The following is a 15,871-nucleotide window of genomic DNA, read 5'->3' as shown; positions in this document are numbered from 1 at the left end:
TCCCTGTCCGATGGCACGAACCTGGCGTTGGGGAAGTACGTCAGGGTCGGTTCGGACAGAGGCCACGATGCACGGGCACGCGCCTTAGATAATGTCGCCGAGTGCTTCATCGCTGGCCGCGGAGAAGTTCTCTTCGTGGGTCTCTTGGTACTGCTGCCAGGCCTGCGCATCCCAGATCTCCAGGTATTCAATCGACCCGATCACGACGCAATCCTTGGAGAGGTTCGCATAGCGGCGGTGATCGGCCAACAAGGTGATCCGGCCCTGGGCGTCGGGATGCTGTTCGTCGGTGCCGGCAGCCAGGTTGCGCAGGAAGGCTCTGGCGTCGGGATTGCTTCTCGAAGTCTGACTGGCCTTGCGAGCGAGCTCCTCGAACGCCACTCGCGGGTAGACGGCGAGGCTGTGGTCTTGGCTCTTGGTAACCATCAATCCCCCTGCCAGTGCGTCGCGGAACTTGGCGGGCAACGTGAGCCGCCCCTTGTCGTCGAGCTTTGGCGTGTAGGTGCCCAGAAACATCTGGCTACCTCCATGCCCTTCGACTTCCGCCACGATACCCCACAATCCCCCACTTCGCTCCATTTAACGACACGAATGTCTCCGGTTGATGTCGTTTCAGCAGGTTCTCGGCCACCAAGATGGCATCCCGGGATTGGCCGGGTGTGCAGAACAGCTACAGAATTGGCCGTTGAGCTGCAGTTATTGCTCAGGTGGGGCGTAGTGGGTCATCTTGGCGCGCGGTGGCGACCAAACCGGCGTCAGTGGGCACGAAAAAGGGCAGCCAACCGGCTGCCCTTTTCGTCGCAGACCCTATTCCTCGAAGCGGCGGCGGAACCGATCTTCCATCCGACTGGTGAACGATCCGCCGGCGCTCTTGCTGCGGCGCTGACGTGCACCAGCGGCGGGCCCGGGGCGCTCCCGTCGGGCGCCGAGCCGCGGGCCGGTGATGGCAAACACGACTCCGCCGAACATCACGATGAAACCGAGCACGGACAGCGCCGGGAAGGTTCCGATCATGGTGGCCTTGAACGCCACTCCGGAAATTAGCATGGCAAGTCCAAGCAGGAACAACCCCGCGCCCTGCAGCCGTCGCCGCGCCGTCGGAGCGCGCAACCCGCCGCCGCGAACGCTCGAGGCGAACTTAGGGTCCTCGGCATAGAGAGCGCTCTCGATCTGGTCGAGCATCCGCTGCTCATGATCGGAGAGTGGCATCCGTCCCTCCTTGCCCAGAACCTGTCACGTTAATACCGATAGCACGCCTACGCCCGCCGCGGGGCAACTAATAAGAATGATACGAGGTCTATCTGCGCGTTACCACCGCTTCGCCCGCTGATTGTAATCACGACCGGTCCGCGATCAACGCTGCGCCGCCGCGCCCGATAATGGGATGGCGCACCGCACTGGACGACTGAGGAGGAGACCGCACGTTGGCGACGTTCCTCATCAACCTGCCGCCACAGGACATGCAGCGGCGACTTTCCGATGCGCTGGGCGTGTACGTCGACGCCATGCGCTACCCACCGGGGACCGAGAACCAGCGCGCCGCGATGTGGCTCGAGCACACCCGGCGGCGGGGCTGGCAGGCCGTGGCAGCCGTCGAAGTCGAGGCACCGGCCGGATCGGCGCCGTCGCCCGACGAGCTGAGCGACGCTCCGCTGCTGGGAGTGGCTTACGGCTACTGCGGCGGGCCCGATCAGTGGTGGCAGCAGCAAGTCGTGGCCGGCTTGGAGCGCAGCGGCTTCCCCGCCCCGGAGATCACCAAGCTGATGACCAGCTACTTCGAGCTGACCGAGCTGCACATCCACCCTCGGGCACAGGGCCGAGGCCTGGGAGAGGCGCTGGCCCGTCGACTGCTGTCCGAGCGCAGCGAAGCCAACGTGCTGCTCTCGACCCCGGAGACCAATGGCGAAGCCAATCGCGCCTGGCGGCTCTACCGGCGACTGGGCTTCCTCGACGTCATTCGCGGCTACCACTTCACCGGCGACCCACGGGCATTCGCGATTCTGGGCCGCCAGCTGCCGCTGTAGTCGCCCCGGCCCCGACCTGGTCTGGCACGATGACCTGGTGCGCGCCAGCGGTATACAGCTCTTGTCCCGGGGTTTTACGGCACATCATCGCCGCCGTCTGACGGCGCTGACGATGCTGCTGTTGGTGATACCCATGCTCGCCGGCTGCGTGCGCATCAAGGCATCCATCACTATCTCCCCCGACGACCTGGTGTCCGGCGACATCGTTGCCGCAGCCAAGCCGCGCAATGACAAAGACCTCGGTCCGCAACTGGATCCCAATCTGGCGTTCGGCCAGAAGGTCGCGGTGTCCAAATACGACCGCGACGGCTACGTGGGTTCGCAGGCCACGTTTGCCGATCTGACCTTCGCTGAGCTGCCGGAACTCGCCCAGATGAACTCTGACGCGCAGGGCGTGAACCTGTCGCTGCGCAGGGCCGGCGACCTGGTGATCCTGGAAGGGCGGGCGGACCTGACGTCGCTGGCCGATCCCGATGCCGACGTCGAGCTGACGGTCGCCTTCCCTGGATCGGTGACATCCACCAACGGTGACCGCGTCGACCCGCAGACCGTGCAGTGGAAGCTGAAACCCGGCGTGGTCAGCATGCTCACCGCGCAGTCCCGCTATACCGACCCGAGCACCCGCTCATTTCAGGGCGCAGCGCTGTGGCTGGCTCTGGCGTCGATCGCGGTGGCCGGCGTGGTGGCGCTGCTGGCCTGGTACACCCGCGATCGCTCGCCTCGCGTTGCCGAGCCGAGCGATCCGCCGTCCAGCTGACCGGCGTCGACCGCGGCTCTCAGCTCGCCGGCGACCAGTAGTCCAGCATCTCGGCGAAGGTGTCGAACGCCGGCGCGGAGTTGCCGTAGGTGGCTTCCAGATGGAGGCTCAGCGGGTAGCCCAAGTCGGCGACACCGTCGATCACCCGCTTGTATAGATCGAGAAGCAGCTTGCGCCGTTGCGCCGGTTCGGTGTTCGCCAATGTCTTGACGAACGCCTGCTCCCCGGCGACGGCGGCGTTGCCCGGATCCTGGATCAGCCAGTTGATGAAGCCGACCTTCTCCTCGACCTTCGGGACGAAGCCGAATCCCAACAGGATCTCCGGCCGGTGGTCGGTCCTGGTGGCGAACTCGGTCAAGAACCCGACGATCGCATCGGAATAGAGCAGCTGCGTCTGCGCGAACGTCGCACCCTGATCGCACTTGAAATTCAGCCGGCCCACTTCGCCATCGCGGGTGGGAATCAGGATCACGCCGCGGTTGGCGACCAGCCCTTGAAAGATCGACAGGGCGTCGGTCGGCGCGACGCCGGAGCCCTCGCCGTCGACCATGGTCCGCGGCACGCCGACGAAGACGATGCCGTCGATTCCTGCCCCGACCAGATTACCGAGCCGCTGGCGCAACACCGGCTCGTCCATGAAAGCGGTGACCTGGCTGCACAATCCGCTCACCCCGGGCAACTCGGGTTTGATGATCGACCAGAAATCCAGCACGTCGAGCTTCGGCTTCATCTCGACTGGTCGGTCGTCTTCTTCTTCGATCAGCCCCGGCATCATCACGTGCCCGATCCGACCGTTGATGCCCGATTTCGTGGACAGCTCCAGCACCTTGTGGGCTTCTTCGAGAGCTTGCTCCCGACCGCGATCCACGTTGGGCGGCACCACCTCGAGCGCGATCGTGTTCAAAGTCAACGAGCTTCTCCTCACCGAACGGCTAGTTCCCCCTGCGGCAGGTCAGACGCCGCGAACCCACGTCGCGCCACGCATTACGACAGCATAGTGAGGCTGTCGAAGCAGTCGTCCGGCGACGGTCGACCGCGCCTCGCCAGCCGTCGTGAGGGAGGCAAAACCCGCTGGACAGCGCCGTGCCGAATAGACTTGGCGGGCCATGATCGCAAGGGACCGGGAAGAGGTGTCGCGCTGAGCGTGGAAGCAGCGGCAACCGTCGAGCTCGCCGACGCCGTCACCGACCAGTTGCGCAGGTATTTGCGCGACCGCCGTGCGGATGCGGCGTACATCGGCGGCGACTATGACGCCCTGATCGCCGGGCTGGAGGACTTCGTTCTCGGCGGCGGCAAGCGGGTGCGCCCGGCTTTCGCCTATTGGGGCTGGCGGGCGGTGTCGAGCGAGGATCCCGACGAACAAGCGCTGCTGTTGTTCGCGGCACTGGAGCTGCTGCATGCCTCGGCGCTGGTGCACGACGACGTGATCGACAGCTCGGCGACTCGCCGGGGCCGGCCGACGACACATATCCAGTTCGCTGCCCTGCATCGCGACCGTCAGTGGCGTGGACCGGCGGAACAGTTCGGGATGTCGGCGGCAATCCTGGTCGGAGATCTGGCGCTGGCGTGGGCCGATGACATCGTCGCCGGCGTCGATCTGCCGCACGGTGCCCGCAACCGAGTCCGCCGGGTATGGGCCGACATTCGCACCGAGGTGCTCGGTGGCCAGTACCTCGACATCGTGGCCGAGGCCAGCGCCGCGGAGTCGATTGCCTCCGCGATGGCCGTCAACACCTACAAGACCGCCTCCTACACGGTGTCGCGTCCGTTGCAGTTGGGAGCGGCAGCTGCCGCGGATCGGCCCGATGTCCATGCGCTTTTTCACGAGGTCGGCACTGACCTGGGCGTCGCCTTCCAGTTGCGCGACGACGTGCTCGGCGTGTTCGGCGATCCAGCGGTGACCGGTAAGCCCTCCGGAGACGATCTGCGCTCCGGCAAGCGCACCGTGCTATTGGCAACCGCCATAGAATTGGCCGACAAGTCAGATGCGTCCGCCGCCAAGCTGTTACGGGACTCGGTCGGCACCGACTTGAGCGATGCCGAAGTCAGCCAACTGTGCGATGTGATCGAACGGGTCGGCGCCCTGGCTGCGGCCGAAGACCAGATCGACGCGTTGACCCGCCGGGCGCTCGGCTTGGTGGCTGACGCCCCCATCCACGTCGCGGCCAAGGCCGGACTCTCCGAGCTCGCCAACCTCGCCGCAACGCGATCGGCCTGACGCCCATGTCCATTCCGACGTCTGTTCCGGCCGCCACGTCGGCTACCGCTGCGCCCCAGCGCCTTTCGCGACTGCGCGAATTCGCCACCACCAGCGACGGCCGGCCGGCGCTGCTGGGCTTCCTGGGTGCGGCGCTGATCACCACGGGGGGGCTTGGCGCCGGCAGCACCAAACAGCACGATCCAGTGCTGGAGTCGCTGCACTTGTCCTGGCTGCGTTACGGGCACGGCTTGGTGCTGTCCTCGGTACTGCTGTGGATCGGCGTGGCGTTGATGCTCAGCGCATGGCTGTGGCTGGGCCGACGCGTACTTGCCGGCGACGCAAGCGAATACACCATGGTGGCCAGCGCCGCTTTTTGGCTGGCACCGCTACTGCTTTCGGTGCCGCTGTTCAGCCGCGACACCTACTCGTATCTGGCTCAGGGCGCACTGCTGCGCGACGGATTCGATCCCTATGCGGTCGGACCCATCGACAACCCGAATGCCTTGCTGGACAACGTTAGTCCGATCTGGACCATCACCACCGCGCCGTACGGCCCGGCGTTCATCATGATCGCCAAGCTGATCACCATGCTGGTCGGCAACCACGTGATCGCCGGGACAATGCTGCTGCGGCTGTGCATGCTGCCCGGGTTCGCGCTGCTGATCTGGGCGACACCCCGGATAGCGCGGCATATCGGCGCGAATGTGCCGATAGCACTGTGGATCTGCGCGCTCAACCCGTTGGTGATCATCCATTTGATGGGCGGCGTGCACAACGAGATGTTGATGGTCGGCCTGATGACCGCCGGAATCGCTCTGACCCTGAACAGTCGTCATGTCGCCGGCATCGCGCTGATTGCCGTCGGAGTCGCGGTCAAGGCCACCGCGGGACTGGCACTGCCGTTCATGGTCTGGGTCTGGATGCGCCATCTGTGCGAGCGGCGCGGGTACCGGCCGCTGCGCGCCTTTGCCGCGGCCGCAGGCTCGTCTGTGTTGATCTTCGTCGCCGTGTTCGCGGTGCTGTCCGGAGTGGCCGGGGTGGGCGTCGGCTGGCTGACCGCACTGGCCGGTTCGGTGAAAATCATCAACTGGCTGAGCGTTCCGACCGCGGCGGCCAACCTGATCCATGCGATCGGGGGGTTGTTCTTCTCGGTCAGCTTCTACGCGGTGCTGCAAGTCACCCGCGCCGTCGGGATCGCGATCGTCGGGCTGGCACTGCCGCTGCTGTGGTGGCGATTCCGGCACGACGACCGCCAAGCGCTGACCGGTATCGCGTGGGCGATGCTGGTCGTGGTGTTGTTCGCGCCGGCCGCGCTGCCCTGGTACTACTCCTGGCCGTTGGCGGTGCTGGCCCCGCTCGCCCAGTCACGCCGGGCGGTCGCGGCGATCGCCGCGTTCTCCACGTGGATCATGGTCATCTTCAAACCCGATGGCGCACATGGCATGTACTCGTGGCCGCACGTGCTGCTGGCCACGGCAGTGGCGTTGTTCGCATGGCGCACCCTGAACCGTCCCGCGGCGGAATCGCCAATTGTCTGATCCGGCGGTCAGTACGCCATGGCCTGCGCGCGGCGCAGGACTTCGCGAGCCTGGTGGGCGTGTAACGCGTCGATCGGACGGGCGTTGCTGATCGCGTCGCGCGATCCGTCCCGGGTCACGGTCAGCGACGGGTCAGGAGTGAACAGCCAGCGCACGATTTCGGTGTCGCGGTAACCGCCGTCACGCAAGACCACCAACAACCCCGGCAGGCTTTTGACGACTTCCCCGGCCGCGGTGAAAAAGATCTGCGGAACCACCACGTCGCCGGCGCGCCGCACCGCGACCAGGTGGCCCTCCTTCAGATGCTGCTGCACCTTGGTCACCGGCACCCCGAGCAAATCGGCGACACCGGAAAGATCGTAGGTCGGTTCGTCGGGTCCCAGAACATCGTCCCCGGCTGGAATCCTGCTCACCCGAAGTAGTGTACGACCGGGCACGCCGCTTGTTCAGGTCGCTGCGTAAAGGTTTCGGGCGCAGCGCCTGCCGCCGCCTACGATGGGCCCGTGGCTGCAGCGGCGAGCGAAGACGTCCTCGAGGGCGCGTTGCTGGACGGGCGCTATCGGGTTGCGACCAAGATCGCCACCGGCGGCACCTCGACGGTGTACCGCGGCCTCGACACACGTTTGGACCGGCCGATCGCGTGTAAGGTGATGGACTCCCGCTACGCGGGCGACCAGCAATTCCTGCGCCGATTCCAGATGGAGGCCCGGGCGGTCGCGCGGCTCAAGGATCCCGGCCTCGTCGCGGTGTACGACCAAGGCGTCGACGGTCGGCATCCGTTCCTGGTGATGGAACTCGTCGAAGGCGGCACGTTACGCGAGCTGCTGACCGAACGCGGTCCGATGCCACCGCACGCCGTCGCAGCGGTACTGCGCCCGGTACTGGGCGGGCTGGCCGCCGCGCACCGCGCCGGACTGGTACACCGCGACGTCAAACCCGAGAACGTCCTGATCTCGGATGAGGGCGACGTCAAGATCGTCGACTTCGGCCTGGTGCGTGCCGTCGCCGAGGCCGGAATCACTTCTACCAGCGTGATTCTCGGCACCGCCGCCTACCTGTCACCCGAACAGGTCCGCGACGGAAACGCCAGCCCCCGCAGCGACGTCTACGCCGTGGGGATCGTGGCCTATGAGCTGTTGACCGGGCAGACCCCGTTCTCCGGCGACACCGCACTGTCGGTCGCATATCAACGTCTGGACACTGACGTGCCGGCACCCAGCAGCGTGATCACCGGCGTTCCCGCCCCATTCGACGAGCTGGTCGAGCGCGCGACCGCGCGCGATCCCGCCGACCGCTACGCGGACGCCCGGGACATGGCCGAGGAATTGGGTGTGATCGTCGACGCGTTGCGCCTTCCCGACTTTCGGGTGCCGTCGCCGCGTAACTCGGCTCTGCACCGCTCAGCTGCGACGTACCGCAGCCACGGCGACCAACACCGCACTACCGAGCAACTCCAGTCACCGCCCGGCCCCGCGCCGGTGCATCATCCGACGCGTCAGCTGACCCGCAATCCGCGGGACTGGCCCGCCGAACCCGTGGCGCTAGATGCTGACGAATATCAGGAGATACCAGGGCAATTCGCCGGAATCGAGATGATCGAATTCGCCCTGGAACGCCAACGCGCTCGACGCATGGTGCTGATCTGGATAGCGATCGTGTTGTCGATCACCGGCATGGTGGCCACCGCGGCCTGGACCGTCGGCAGCAACGTCAGCGGTCTGCTCTAGTCGCGCAACATCTCCGCGACCAGGAACGCCAGCTCCAACGACTGCTGGGTGTTCAGCCGTGGGTCGCAAGCCGTTTCGTAGCGTCCACCCAGATCGGTGTCCGAAATGTCTTGAGCGCCACCGAGACACTCGGTGACGTTCTCGCCGGTGATCTCGACGTGGATGCCGCCGGGGTAGGTGTCCAGCGCCCGGTGCACCTCGAAGAAGCCCTGCACCTCGTCGACAATCCGGTCGAAGTGCCGCGTCTTGTAGCCGGTCGACGACTCGTGGGTGTTGCCGTGCATGGGATCGCACTGCCAGATCACCTGATGGCCGGTCGCCTGCACCTTCTCGATGATCGGCGGCAGCAGGTCACGAACCTTGTTGTTGCCCATCCGGCTCACCAACGTCAGCCGGCCCGGCTTGTTGTGCGGGTCGAGGCGCTCAACGTATTCGACGGCCTGCTCCGGAGTGGTCGTGGGCCCGATCTTGACGCCGATCGGGTTCGCGATCACCTCCGCGAATGCGATGTGCGCGCCGTCGAGATGCCGGGTCCGGTCCCCGATCCACAGGTAGTGCGCCGACAGGTCATACAGCTGCGGCTCACCGTCCTCGGCGTCGGACAGTCGCAGCATGGCGCGCTCGTAGTCCAGCACCAAAGCCTCATGGCTGGCGTAGATTTCGGCGGTTTGCAGGTTGCGGTCGGCCACCCCGCAGGCGCTCATGAACTTGAGCCCGCGGTCGATCTCGGAGGCCAGCGCCTCGTAACGCGCACCGGCCGGCGAGGTCCGGACGAACTCCCGGTTCCAGTCGTGCACCAGATGCAGCGATGCCAGCCCCGACGAGGTCAACGCGCGAACCAGGTTCATCGCCGCACCGGCGTTGGCGTAGGCCCGCACCAGCCGCGACGGGTCGTGCTCGCGTGCCGCGGCATCCGGCTCGAAACCGTTGATCATGTCGCCGCGATAGGAGCGCAGGCCCAGCGCGTCGAGGTCGGACGACCGGGGCTTGGCGTACTGCCCCGCGATGCGGGCCACTTTGAGCACCGGCACGCTGGCGCCGTAGGTCAGCACCACCGCCATCTGCAGCAAGGTGCGGATATTGCCCTTGATGTGCGGCTCGGTGTTGTCCACGAAGGTCTCCGCGCAGTCGCCGCCCTGCAGCAGGAAGGCCTCACCGCGGGCGACCTGGGCCAGCATCTCCTGCAGCCGCACGATCTCCGACGGCACCGTCACCGGCGGCACGCTTTCCAAAACCTTGCGTAACGGCTCGACCTGCTCACGCGTCCAACTCGGCTGCTGGGCAGCGGGCTTGGCCAGCGCGGCGTCCAGCCGCGCCCGCAGATCCGCCGGCAGCGGCGGCAGCGACGGCAGCTGCTCGATCGGTACGTCAACGGTCCAGTTCACCCGTCTATGGTAACCGGGTGACGGACGCCCCCGATCCGGCCGCGATCAGCGCCGATGCCAAAGCCCGGGCTAGCGCCCGTCGCCGTCAGACATGATCACCTGGTAGCGCGTCCGCTGGTCGCGGGCGTCGACCAGCGCGTCGTGCACATTCGCCGACCGGCGCGGGAGCCGGGGGCTGCCACGGTCCTCCCAGAGCTGGCGCAGCTCGTGGGTGAATCGCGGGATTGACGGCGGGAGATGGGTCATCGGGCCCCACAACTGGCACAGTGCGACGTGGTCGTAGGCACCGACCCACGCCCACAGTTCGATCGGCTCAGCCCCGTCGATGTCGAAGAACGTCTCGAGATCGTCGCGGATCTGCGCGCGCGACCGCCACACCTGCGAGGCCGGCGACGGCAGCTTGGGCAGCACATGGGCGCGCACCCACTTCCCGGCTCGCTCCGGATTGAATTCGGTTGAGACGGCGTAGTATTCGCGGCCGTCGTCGGCGACAACTCCGATCGAGATCAGCTCGATGTTGTATCCGTCATCGATGAACTCGGTGTCGTAGAAATAGCGCACCGCCGCCTCACCCGGCGCCGGCGCCGCTGGTGAACACGCTCGGCACCGACTCCGGCGGCGGCGCTGGATGCACTTCACGGTCCAGCTGCGCATCGACCACTCGGTGCGAGAGCCGACGCGGTGTACCCGCGATCGCGTACTGCAGCCACAGCTTGAGGTGGACGACGGGGCGGCGCAGTGTGCGTTCGCGCACCAGGGCCCGGCTCATCTTGTCCAGCCGGCGCAGGTAGAGGTAGCGGGCCCATGGCGCCTGCGGGCGGGACAGCCTGATCGCCCCGATGACCAGCAGCGGGACGAAGAACATGCCGATCAGGCCCGTCCACACCTTGCCCTTGAGTACAACCAGCACAGCCAGCGGCAACGTCAGCGCCATCGCGAAGATCACGCCGGCGCGCAACACCGCCGAATGCGTGGTGTCGTGCCACAGGCTGATGAAGAACATCAGCGGATGCAGCCCTAGGACCAAGAGTCCGCCCACCGCGACCGCGGCGAACACCGCATCGACAGACGTCCGTCCGTCTTCCTCCCAGTAGACGTCGGACAGGTGCAGGATCAACGCGTACTCGTCGAGCACCAGCGCGGCCCCGATGCCGAAAATGATTGCGATTGCAGTGAATTCGGTCTCGTTGCCGGTGATGGACAACGAGATCAACAACACGCCGGAGATCATCACCATGACGACACCGACGACCACGTGGTGGACGTGCTTGGACCCGATCTGGATGTTGCGTGGCTGCCACCACTGGGGCGGCCTTTCGGTCCCGGCCCAGTGGCGGATCAGGCGCGTGAAGGTGCGCGTCACGAAGAAGGTGACGATGAAGGCGATCAGACAGCACAGCAGCGGGAGTCGACCGCGACCCATGATGTCGTGTTCGAACCAGAGCAGCACGCTAAAACGCTACGCCCCCTCAGCGCCGATGGCCGTCCGTGACACCGCTTAGCACGCCCGCACCGATAAGCTGTTCACCGACATGAGTAGATGGGGCTCGCCCGACGCGGGCAGTGGGCGCGGGCGGGTAGCCACGGCGCAGCCGAATATTTGGCGAAACGCCGGATGGGCGCTGCTTCAGGCGCTGGCGCTGGTCGCGCTGGGTTACGCAGGCTGGCGACTGGTCGGAGCCACGCCGTATCGCATCGATATCGACGTGTACCGGATGGGCGGGCAGGCCTGGCTGGACAATCATCCGCTGTACAGCCACGACGCCAAGTTCCACACGCCGATCGGCTTGAACCTGCCGTTCACCTATCCCCCGCTAGCCGCCGTCATTTTCTGCCCTTTTGCCTGGTTAGGTATGCCGGCCGCCAGCATCACCATCACGTTGATCACGCTGGCGTTGCTGCTGGTGTCGACGATGATCGTGCTGGCTCGGATGGACGTGTGGGAGACCACCCGCGTTGTGCCGGGTCCGGCGTGGTTGCGCCGCTGGTGGCTGGCCGTGCTGATCGTGGCCTGGGCGACGCTCTACTGGGAGCCGATCAAGGCGAACTTCGCCTTCGGGCAGATCAACGTCGTTCTGATGACGCTGGTGATCGCCGAGTGCGTGCCGCGTCGCACACCGTGGCCGCGAGGGCTGCTACTGGGGTTGGGCATCGTGCTCAAGCTCACACCGGCGGTGTTTCTGCTGTACTTCCTGCTGAACCGGGACCGCCGCGCCGTTCTCACCTCCTTGGCGTCCGTTGTGGCAGCGCTCGCGGCCGGGTTCGCGCTGGCCTGGCAGGACTCGTGGGAGTACTGGACCGACACCGTGCGCAACACCGATCGGATCGGGTCGGCGAGCCTGAACACCAACCAGAACATCGCCGGCACGCTGGCGCGGCTGGGCCTCAGCGACCATCAACGTTTCCTGCCCTGGGTGGCCGCCTGTTTCCTGGTGCTCGCGCTGACGGTGTGGGCCGCGCGCCGGGTGCTGCGCGCCGGAGAGCCAACCCTGGCGGTGATCTGTATCGCGCTGTTCGGGCTGGTGACTTCGCCGGTGTCCTGGTCGCATCACTGGGTGTGGATGCTGCCGACGGTGGTGGTGACGGCCGTGTTGGCCTGGCGGCGGCGAAACGTCGTCGTGGCCGCGGTCAGCGCCGCGGGGGTGGCGTTGATGGTGTGGACGCCGATCGATCTGATGCCCAAGCATCACGAGGTGACCGCGCCCTTGTGGCGTCAGCTCGCCGGAGTGTCCTATCTGTGGTGGGCGCTGGCGACCCTGGTCGCCGCCGGAGCCACCGTTGCCGTGAGCGCCGCCACCGCGCCCGCGCCGCGGCCATCGACTGCACCGGCGCCGGTGTCGGCGGTCAGCTGATCGGCTATCCGGCGGCGGTCTGCGGAATCCGCGGCGACGATTGCTGGTCCGACGGCGCCGAGCCGTTGCCGTTCTTGAGCGTCGCGGCGTAGATGTCGACGTATTCCTGATCGGAAAGCCCCATCAGTTCGTAGATCACCTCGTCGGTGACGGCGCGTTCGATGAAGCGGTTGCCCGCCAGACCGTCGAACCGGGAGAAGTCCATCGGCTTGCCGAACCGGACGGTGACCTTCCCGAACCGGAGCATCGAGGTTCCGGGCGGGTTCACCTTGTTGGTGCCGATCATCGCCACGGGGATCACCGGGACACCGGTCTCCAGCGCCAAGCGCGCCAGCCCCGTCTTGCCTTTGTAGAGCCGGCCGTCCGGCGAGCGGGTGCCTTCGGGGTACATGCCGAGCAACTTGCCTTCGCCCAGCACCCGCTCGGCGGTGTCCAGCGCGGCTTGAGCTGTGTCAGCGCTACTGCGGTCGATCGGCACCTGGCCGACGGCGGTGAAAAACCACCGGCTGCACCAGCCCTTGAAACCTTTTCCGGTGAAGTATTCCGACTTCGCCAGGAAGGTGATCCGGCGCCGCACCACCAGCGGCAGGTAGAAGCTATCCATCACCGCCAGATGGTTGCTGGCCAGAATCGCGGGACCGGACTGCGGGACATATTCCAGTCCTTCGATTTTCGGCCGACCAAGGATCGCTAGCAACGGGCCGAGGAAGATGTACTTCAAAAGCCAGTACGCCATGGAGCCTCCTATTCAGCCGCGCCGACAGTGTTCAGCGCCAAGACTACCGATCGAGTGTGTGTGGGACCACAGCACACGGACCACTTAACAAACACTTACGACGTACTCACGCCTCGATGCCGACTCGACAGCTGTCAGCAAATCGGTTTTCTATTCGTCGACGGTGACGGTGATGGGCTGATAGCGAGTCGACGGGCGGGCGTCGGCTGCGGCCTCGGGTTCCACACCGCCATCCGGCGGTCCGTCCGGCGGCGGCGTCGTGGTCGTCTGATCGACCTGATCGACGATGGCCCGAATCACCGCCAGCAGCGACACGCTGTGTTCGGCGATGACGGTCAGCAGCGGATGTTCGTCCCCGCTGACCACCGCGGCCAACGCGCACACCGGGCACCACACCTGCTGGCATTTGCCGGTACCCGGGCCGGCACCGACTGCCATCGACGCCGCCAGCCGCACCGCTGGATCGATCTGGTCGAGCATTTTCTGCGCGAGCTTGCGTAATTCCGGTCCGATGTCGGGGTGCACGCCAGTCACTTCGGCCACACCTCCGGATCAGGTTGAAAACGCACCGTCAATTCGCTGCCGCGAAGATGCGCGTCCATTACCGTGCATCGCCGCAGGACGGACGCCAACCGGACTCTGCGTCGCATGCCACCGGCACCGACGATCAGGTCGTCGCCGACCCTGCCCAGGCTGAGCGCCCCGGAATCGATCTGCGGCAACTCTAGCCGCAATCGGTACACCGAGTGCAGTCCGGATCCTGATTCAAGATCGACGACGGGACGCAACGGGCCGGGCGGCGCCGACCCGTCGCGGCGGCGTGCGCTGTCCAGCAGCTCGGCCAGTGCTTTGGCGCCGATTGGCTCGCCGGCCAGATGCGGGGTGAGAACCAGCGCCACGGCGCCGATCGCGGAATCGAGTTCGTCCAGCACGGTCCGTTGTTCGCTGATCCGCTCCGAGTACCAGTCGAAGGCCGGATGCGCCGGCAGGTTGCGGTATTCGTACGAATCGTCCTGCATCAGAATCTGGTTGACGATTAACTCCTCGACGCGCACGCCCATCAGCGCCAGCGAGCCGAGCGTCCGGATCGCCTCGGCGGCCACCACGCGCTCCGCGGTGAGCACCAGGTGCGCACCGACGCGCGCGCCATCGGTCAGCAACGCGCTGAGTTTCTCGACGCTGGCACTGATGCGTTCCAGCAGTTCCACCACCGCGGTGGACCGCACGTCGTCGGCGCCGGTGCAAAGCCGGCGATGGCGGGGCCACGCGCGCTCGACGTACAGCGCGAAGGTCGCCGGCAAGGTCAGCATCCGCAGTGCGTCGGCGGTCGATGCGCAGTCGACCACGATGTGGTCCCACTCCCCGCACTTTGCCAGCTCACCGACCTCATGCAGGCCGAGCACTTCCTGAACCCCCGGGAATGCCGAAAGTTCTTCGGGCGCAATGTCGCCCAGCTCCGATTCGCGGAAGCGGCGACCCAGCGTGTCGACCACCGTGCGCCAGCGCGCTTCCAGCAGTGCCAGCGTGTCCACCGCCAACGCGTCGAGCGAACCGCCACCGGCCTCAGTCGACCCGGTTTCAAGATCGGCCATCACCCGCACGGCATCGCGCTGACCGGTCGGCGAGACCGTGACACCGAGCACGTCGCCCAGCGAGTGCGCTTGGTCGGTGGACACCAGGAGTACCCGCGCACCGGCGCGCGCTTCATGCACGGCCGTCGCGGCCGCCAACGTGGACTTGCCTACCCCACCCTTGCCGACGAAAAGACTGATCCGGGCCGGGGCGGGCGCTGCGGACTCACTCAGCCTCGACTCGTTTCTTCAGATCCTTCAATGCGGTGTCGGTCAACCTGCGCTCGGCTTTCCGTTTGAGCAGACCAATCATCGGAATCGCCAGGTCGACTGTGAGCTCGTAGGTCACGTCAGTGCCAGATCCCTTGGGCGCCAACCGATATACGCCATCAAGAGCCTTGAGCAGCGAACTGGAGACCAGCGACCAACTCACCGACTTACGGTCCTTCGGCCACTTGTAGGACAGCACCAGGGTGTCTTTGAGGACGCTGGTGTCGAGCACCAGTCGCGCCACCTTCGGGTTGCCGGCGGAGTCGGCTTCCAGCACCTCGGCCTCGGTATATTCCGACACCCAGTCGGGATACGAACCGATATCGGCGATCACGTCCATCACCGTGCTGGGCTTCGCGTCGATGTAGATCGTTTGGGCCGTCTTCTCCGCCACCTGGTCGCTTCCTTCTCCGCGCTGCGCGGGGTTGGGCTCCCCCGCCCGCCGCTGTGCCTGCGTCATATGGGCCCCAACCTCGGCCCACGGCAGAAACGGTACTCCCCGGCGAAGCTCAGCCCTGGTCAAGCATCGGAGAAACTCCGACTTGGCGGGAGCGTTCCAGCGTCATCTTTACTTCGAACGCCATTTTCTTGCCCGCAACCCGACGCCGATGCGTCATTTTCGCAAGATTGAGCTTGGCCTGTTGCGAGGCCGACACCCCGGACGGCTCGGCGTGCAGAAAGTAATGCAGCAGCACGCCGTCCAGCATTGGTTCCAGCCAGATCTCCATGGTGCCGGTCAGCGGCCCGGTCGCTGCCCACCGAACGCCGAGCGGTCCGCGCTGTTCGGTGACTTCCAACCGCAAATCGGGCC

At 66.1% G+C, this 15,871-nt stretch carries 17 protein-coding genes and 1 pseudogene; 6 read left to right on the top strand and 12 right to left on the bottom strand.

The genetic code is table 11. From position 1 onward, the window contains the following. Nucleotides 1-84 precede the first annotated feature (84 nt). Together mraZ and VGH54_RS19735 are read right to left on the bottom strand one after the other, a co-directional pair. Entirely contained in the window at nucleotides 85-516 is a 432-nt protein-coding gene (gene mraZ, locus VGH54_RS19740) for a division/cell wall cluster transcriptional repressor MraZ (RefSeq protein ID WP_331513763.1), read from the bottom strand. Nucleotides 517-807: 291 nt separating this feature from the next. Beyond that, entirely contained in the window at nucleotides 808-1,209 is a 402-nt protein-coding gene (locus VGH54_RS19735) for a DUF3040 domain-containing protein (RefSeq protein ID WP_331513758.1), read from the bottom strand. 215 nt (nucleotides 1,210-1,424) lie between these two features. Between VGH54_RS19735 and VGH54_RS19730 the strand changes: the two genes are divergently transcribed. Next, complete coding sequence (locus VGH54_RS19730; protein WP_331513757.1) at nucleotides 1,425-2,024, top strand: N-acetyltransferase; 600 nt, start codon at nucleotides 1,425-1,427, stop codon at nucleotides 2,022-2,024. A gap of 112 nt (nucleotides 2,025-2,136) precedes the next feature. Then, nucleotides 2,137-2,781, top strand: coding sequence for an LppM family (lipo)protein (locus VGH54_RS19725; RefSeq protein ID WP_331513756.1), 645 nt, complete (start codon nucleotides 2,137-2,139; stop codon nucleotides 2,779-2,781). A gap of 19 nt (nucleotides 2,782-2,800) precedes the next feature. Here VGH54_RS19725 and VGH54_RS19720 read toward each other — a convergent pair whose 3' ends face one another. Next, nucleotides 2,801-3,691, bottom strand: a complete 891-nt coding sequence (locus VGH54_RS19720) for a mycobacterial-type methylenetetrahydrofolate reductase (RefSeq protein WP_331513755.1) — start codon at nucleotides 3,689-3,691, stop codon at nucleotides 2,801-2,803. 234 nt (nucleotides 3,692-3,925) lie between these two features. Between VGH54_RS19720 and idsA2 the strand changes: the two genes are divergently transcribed. Then, nucleotides 3,926-4,999 carry a bifunctional (2E,6E)-farnesyl/geranyl diphosphate synthase gene (gene idsA2, locus VGH54_RS19715; protein WP_414688753.1) on the top strand — a complete coding sequence of 358 codons (1,074 nt, stop codon included), beginning with the start codon at nucleotides 3,926-3,928 and terminating at the stop codon, nucleotides 4,997-4,999. Between the two features lie 5 nt (nucleotides 5,000-5,004). Further along, nucleotides 5,005-6,610 (top strand): annotated as a pseudogene (locus VGH54_RS19710) (alpha-(1->6)-mannopyranosyltransferase A). Here the strand turns inward: VGH54_RS19710 and VGH54_RS19705 are convergent. Then, complete coding sequence (locus tag VGH54_RS19705; RefSeq protein ID WP_331513754.1) at nucleotides 6,528-6,932, bottom strand: Rv2175c family DNA-binding protein; 405 nt, start codon at nucleotides 6,930-6,932, stop codon at nucleotides 6,528-6,530. The pseudogene VGH54_RS19710 and the gene VGH54_RS19705 sit on opposite strands and share 83 nt — an antisense overlap. Before the next feature lie 90 nt (nucleotides 6,933-7,022). Between VGH54_RS19705 and VGH54_RS19700 the strand changes: the two genes are divergently transcribed. Next, nucleotides 7,023-8,246 (top strand): protein kinase domain-containing protein, encoded by a 1,224-nt coding sequence (locus VGH54_RS19700; RefSeq protein ID WP_331513753.1) that lies wholly within the window; start codon nucleotides 7,023-7,025, stop codon nucleotides 8,244-8,246. Here VGH54_RS19700 and VGH54_RS19695 read toward each other — a convergent pair. The 3 genes from VGH54_RS19695 to VGH54_RS19685 form a co-directional block, all read right to left on the bottom strand. Beyond that, complete coding sequence (locus VGH54_RS19695) at nucleotides 8,243-9,631, bottom strand: class II 3-deoxy-7-phosphoheptulonate synthase (protein ID WP_331513752.1); 1,389 nt, start codon at nucleotides 9,629-9,631, stop codon at nucleotides 8,243-8,245. The two genes, VGH54_RS19700 and VGH54_RS19695, sit on opposite strands and share 4 nt — an antisense overlap. A gap of 69 nt (nucleotides 9,632-9,700) precedes the next feature. Then, nucleotides 9,701-10,192, bottom strand: a complete 492-nt coding sequence (locus tag VGH54_RS19690; protein WP_331513751.1) for a polyadenylate-specific 3'-exoribonuclease AS — start codon at nucleotides 10,190-10,192, stop codon at nucleotides 9,701-9,703. Between the two features lie 7 nt (nucleotides 10,193-10,199). Beyond that, nucleotides 10,200-11,054, bottom strand: a complete 855-nt coding sequence (locus tag VGH54_RS19685) for a hypothetical protein (RefSeq protein WP_331513761.1) — start codon at nucleotides 11,052-11,054, stop codon at nucleotides 10,200-10,202. 109 nt (nucleotides 11,055-11,163) lie between these two features. Here VGH54_RS19685 and VGH54_RS19680 point away from each other — a divergent pair, with 109 nt between their 5' ends. Continuing rightward, the gene (locus tag VGH54_RS19680; protein WP_331513750.1) at nucleotides 11,164-12,483 is read left to right on the top strand and encodes a glycosyltransferase 87 family protein; all 1,320 of its coding nucleotides are present in this window, start codon (nucleotides 11,164-11,166) and stop codon (nucleotides 12,481-12,483) included. Between the two features lie 4 nt (nucleotides 12,484-12,487). On the opposite strand, the gene VGH54_RS19675 is transcribed toward VGH54_RS19680, so the two are convergent. From VGH54_RS19675 to VGH54_RS19655, 5 genes are all read right to left on the bottom strand, one after another. Then, a complete protein-coding gene (locus VGH54_RS19675) occupies nucleotides 12,488-13,219 on the bottom strand; it encodes a lysophospholipid acyltransferase family protein (RefSeq protein WP_331513749.1) in 732 nt (243 codons plus the stop codon). Between the two features lie 150 nt (nucleotides 13,220-13,369). Next, nucleotides 13,370-13,753 (bottom strand): hypothetical protein, encoded by a 384-nt coding sequence (locus tag VGH54_RS19670; protein ID WP_331513748.1) that lies wholly within the window; start codon nucleotides 13,751-13,753, stop codon nucleotides 13,370-13,372. Continuing rightward, a complete protein-coding gene (locus tag VGH54_RS19665) occupies nucleotides 13,750-15,024 on the bottom strand; it encodes an ArsA family ATPase (RefSeq protein ID WP_331513760.1) in 1,275 nt (424 codons plus the stop codon). Before VGH54_RS19665 ends, VGH54_RS19670 begins: the two co-directional genes overlap by 4 nt. Next, a complete protein-coding gene (locus VGH54_RS19660; RefSeq protein ID WP_331513759.1) occupies nucleotides 15,017-15,454 on the bottom strand; it encodes an SRPBCC family protein in 438 nt (145 codons plus the stop codon). The genes VGH54_RS19665 and VGH54_RS19660 overlap by 8 nt, the downstream gene beginning before the upstream one ends. Nucleotides 15,455-15,569: 115 nt before the next feature. Next, nucleotides 15,570-15,871: polyketide cyclase / dehydrase and lipid transport (locus VGH54_RS19655; RefSeq protein ID WP_331513747.1), on the bottom strand; the 302-nt coding region annotated here is incomplete at its 5' end.

It is taken from the genome of Mycobacterium sp., from assembly GCF_036488105.1.
Classification (GTDB): domain Bacteria; phylum Actinomycetota; class Actinomycetes; order Mycobacteriales; family Mycobacteriaceae; genus Mycobacterium.
Note: the sequence above shows the minus strand (reverse complement) of the source record. Positions and strands in the feature narration are given on the sequence as shown.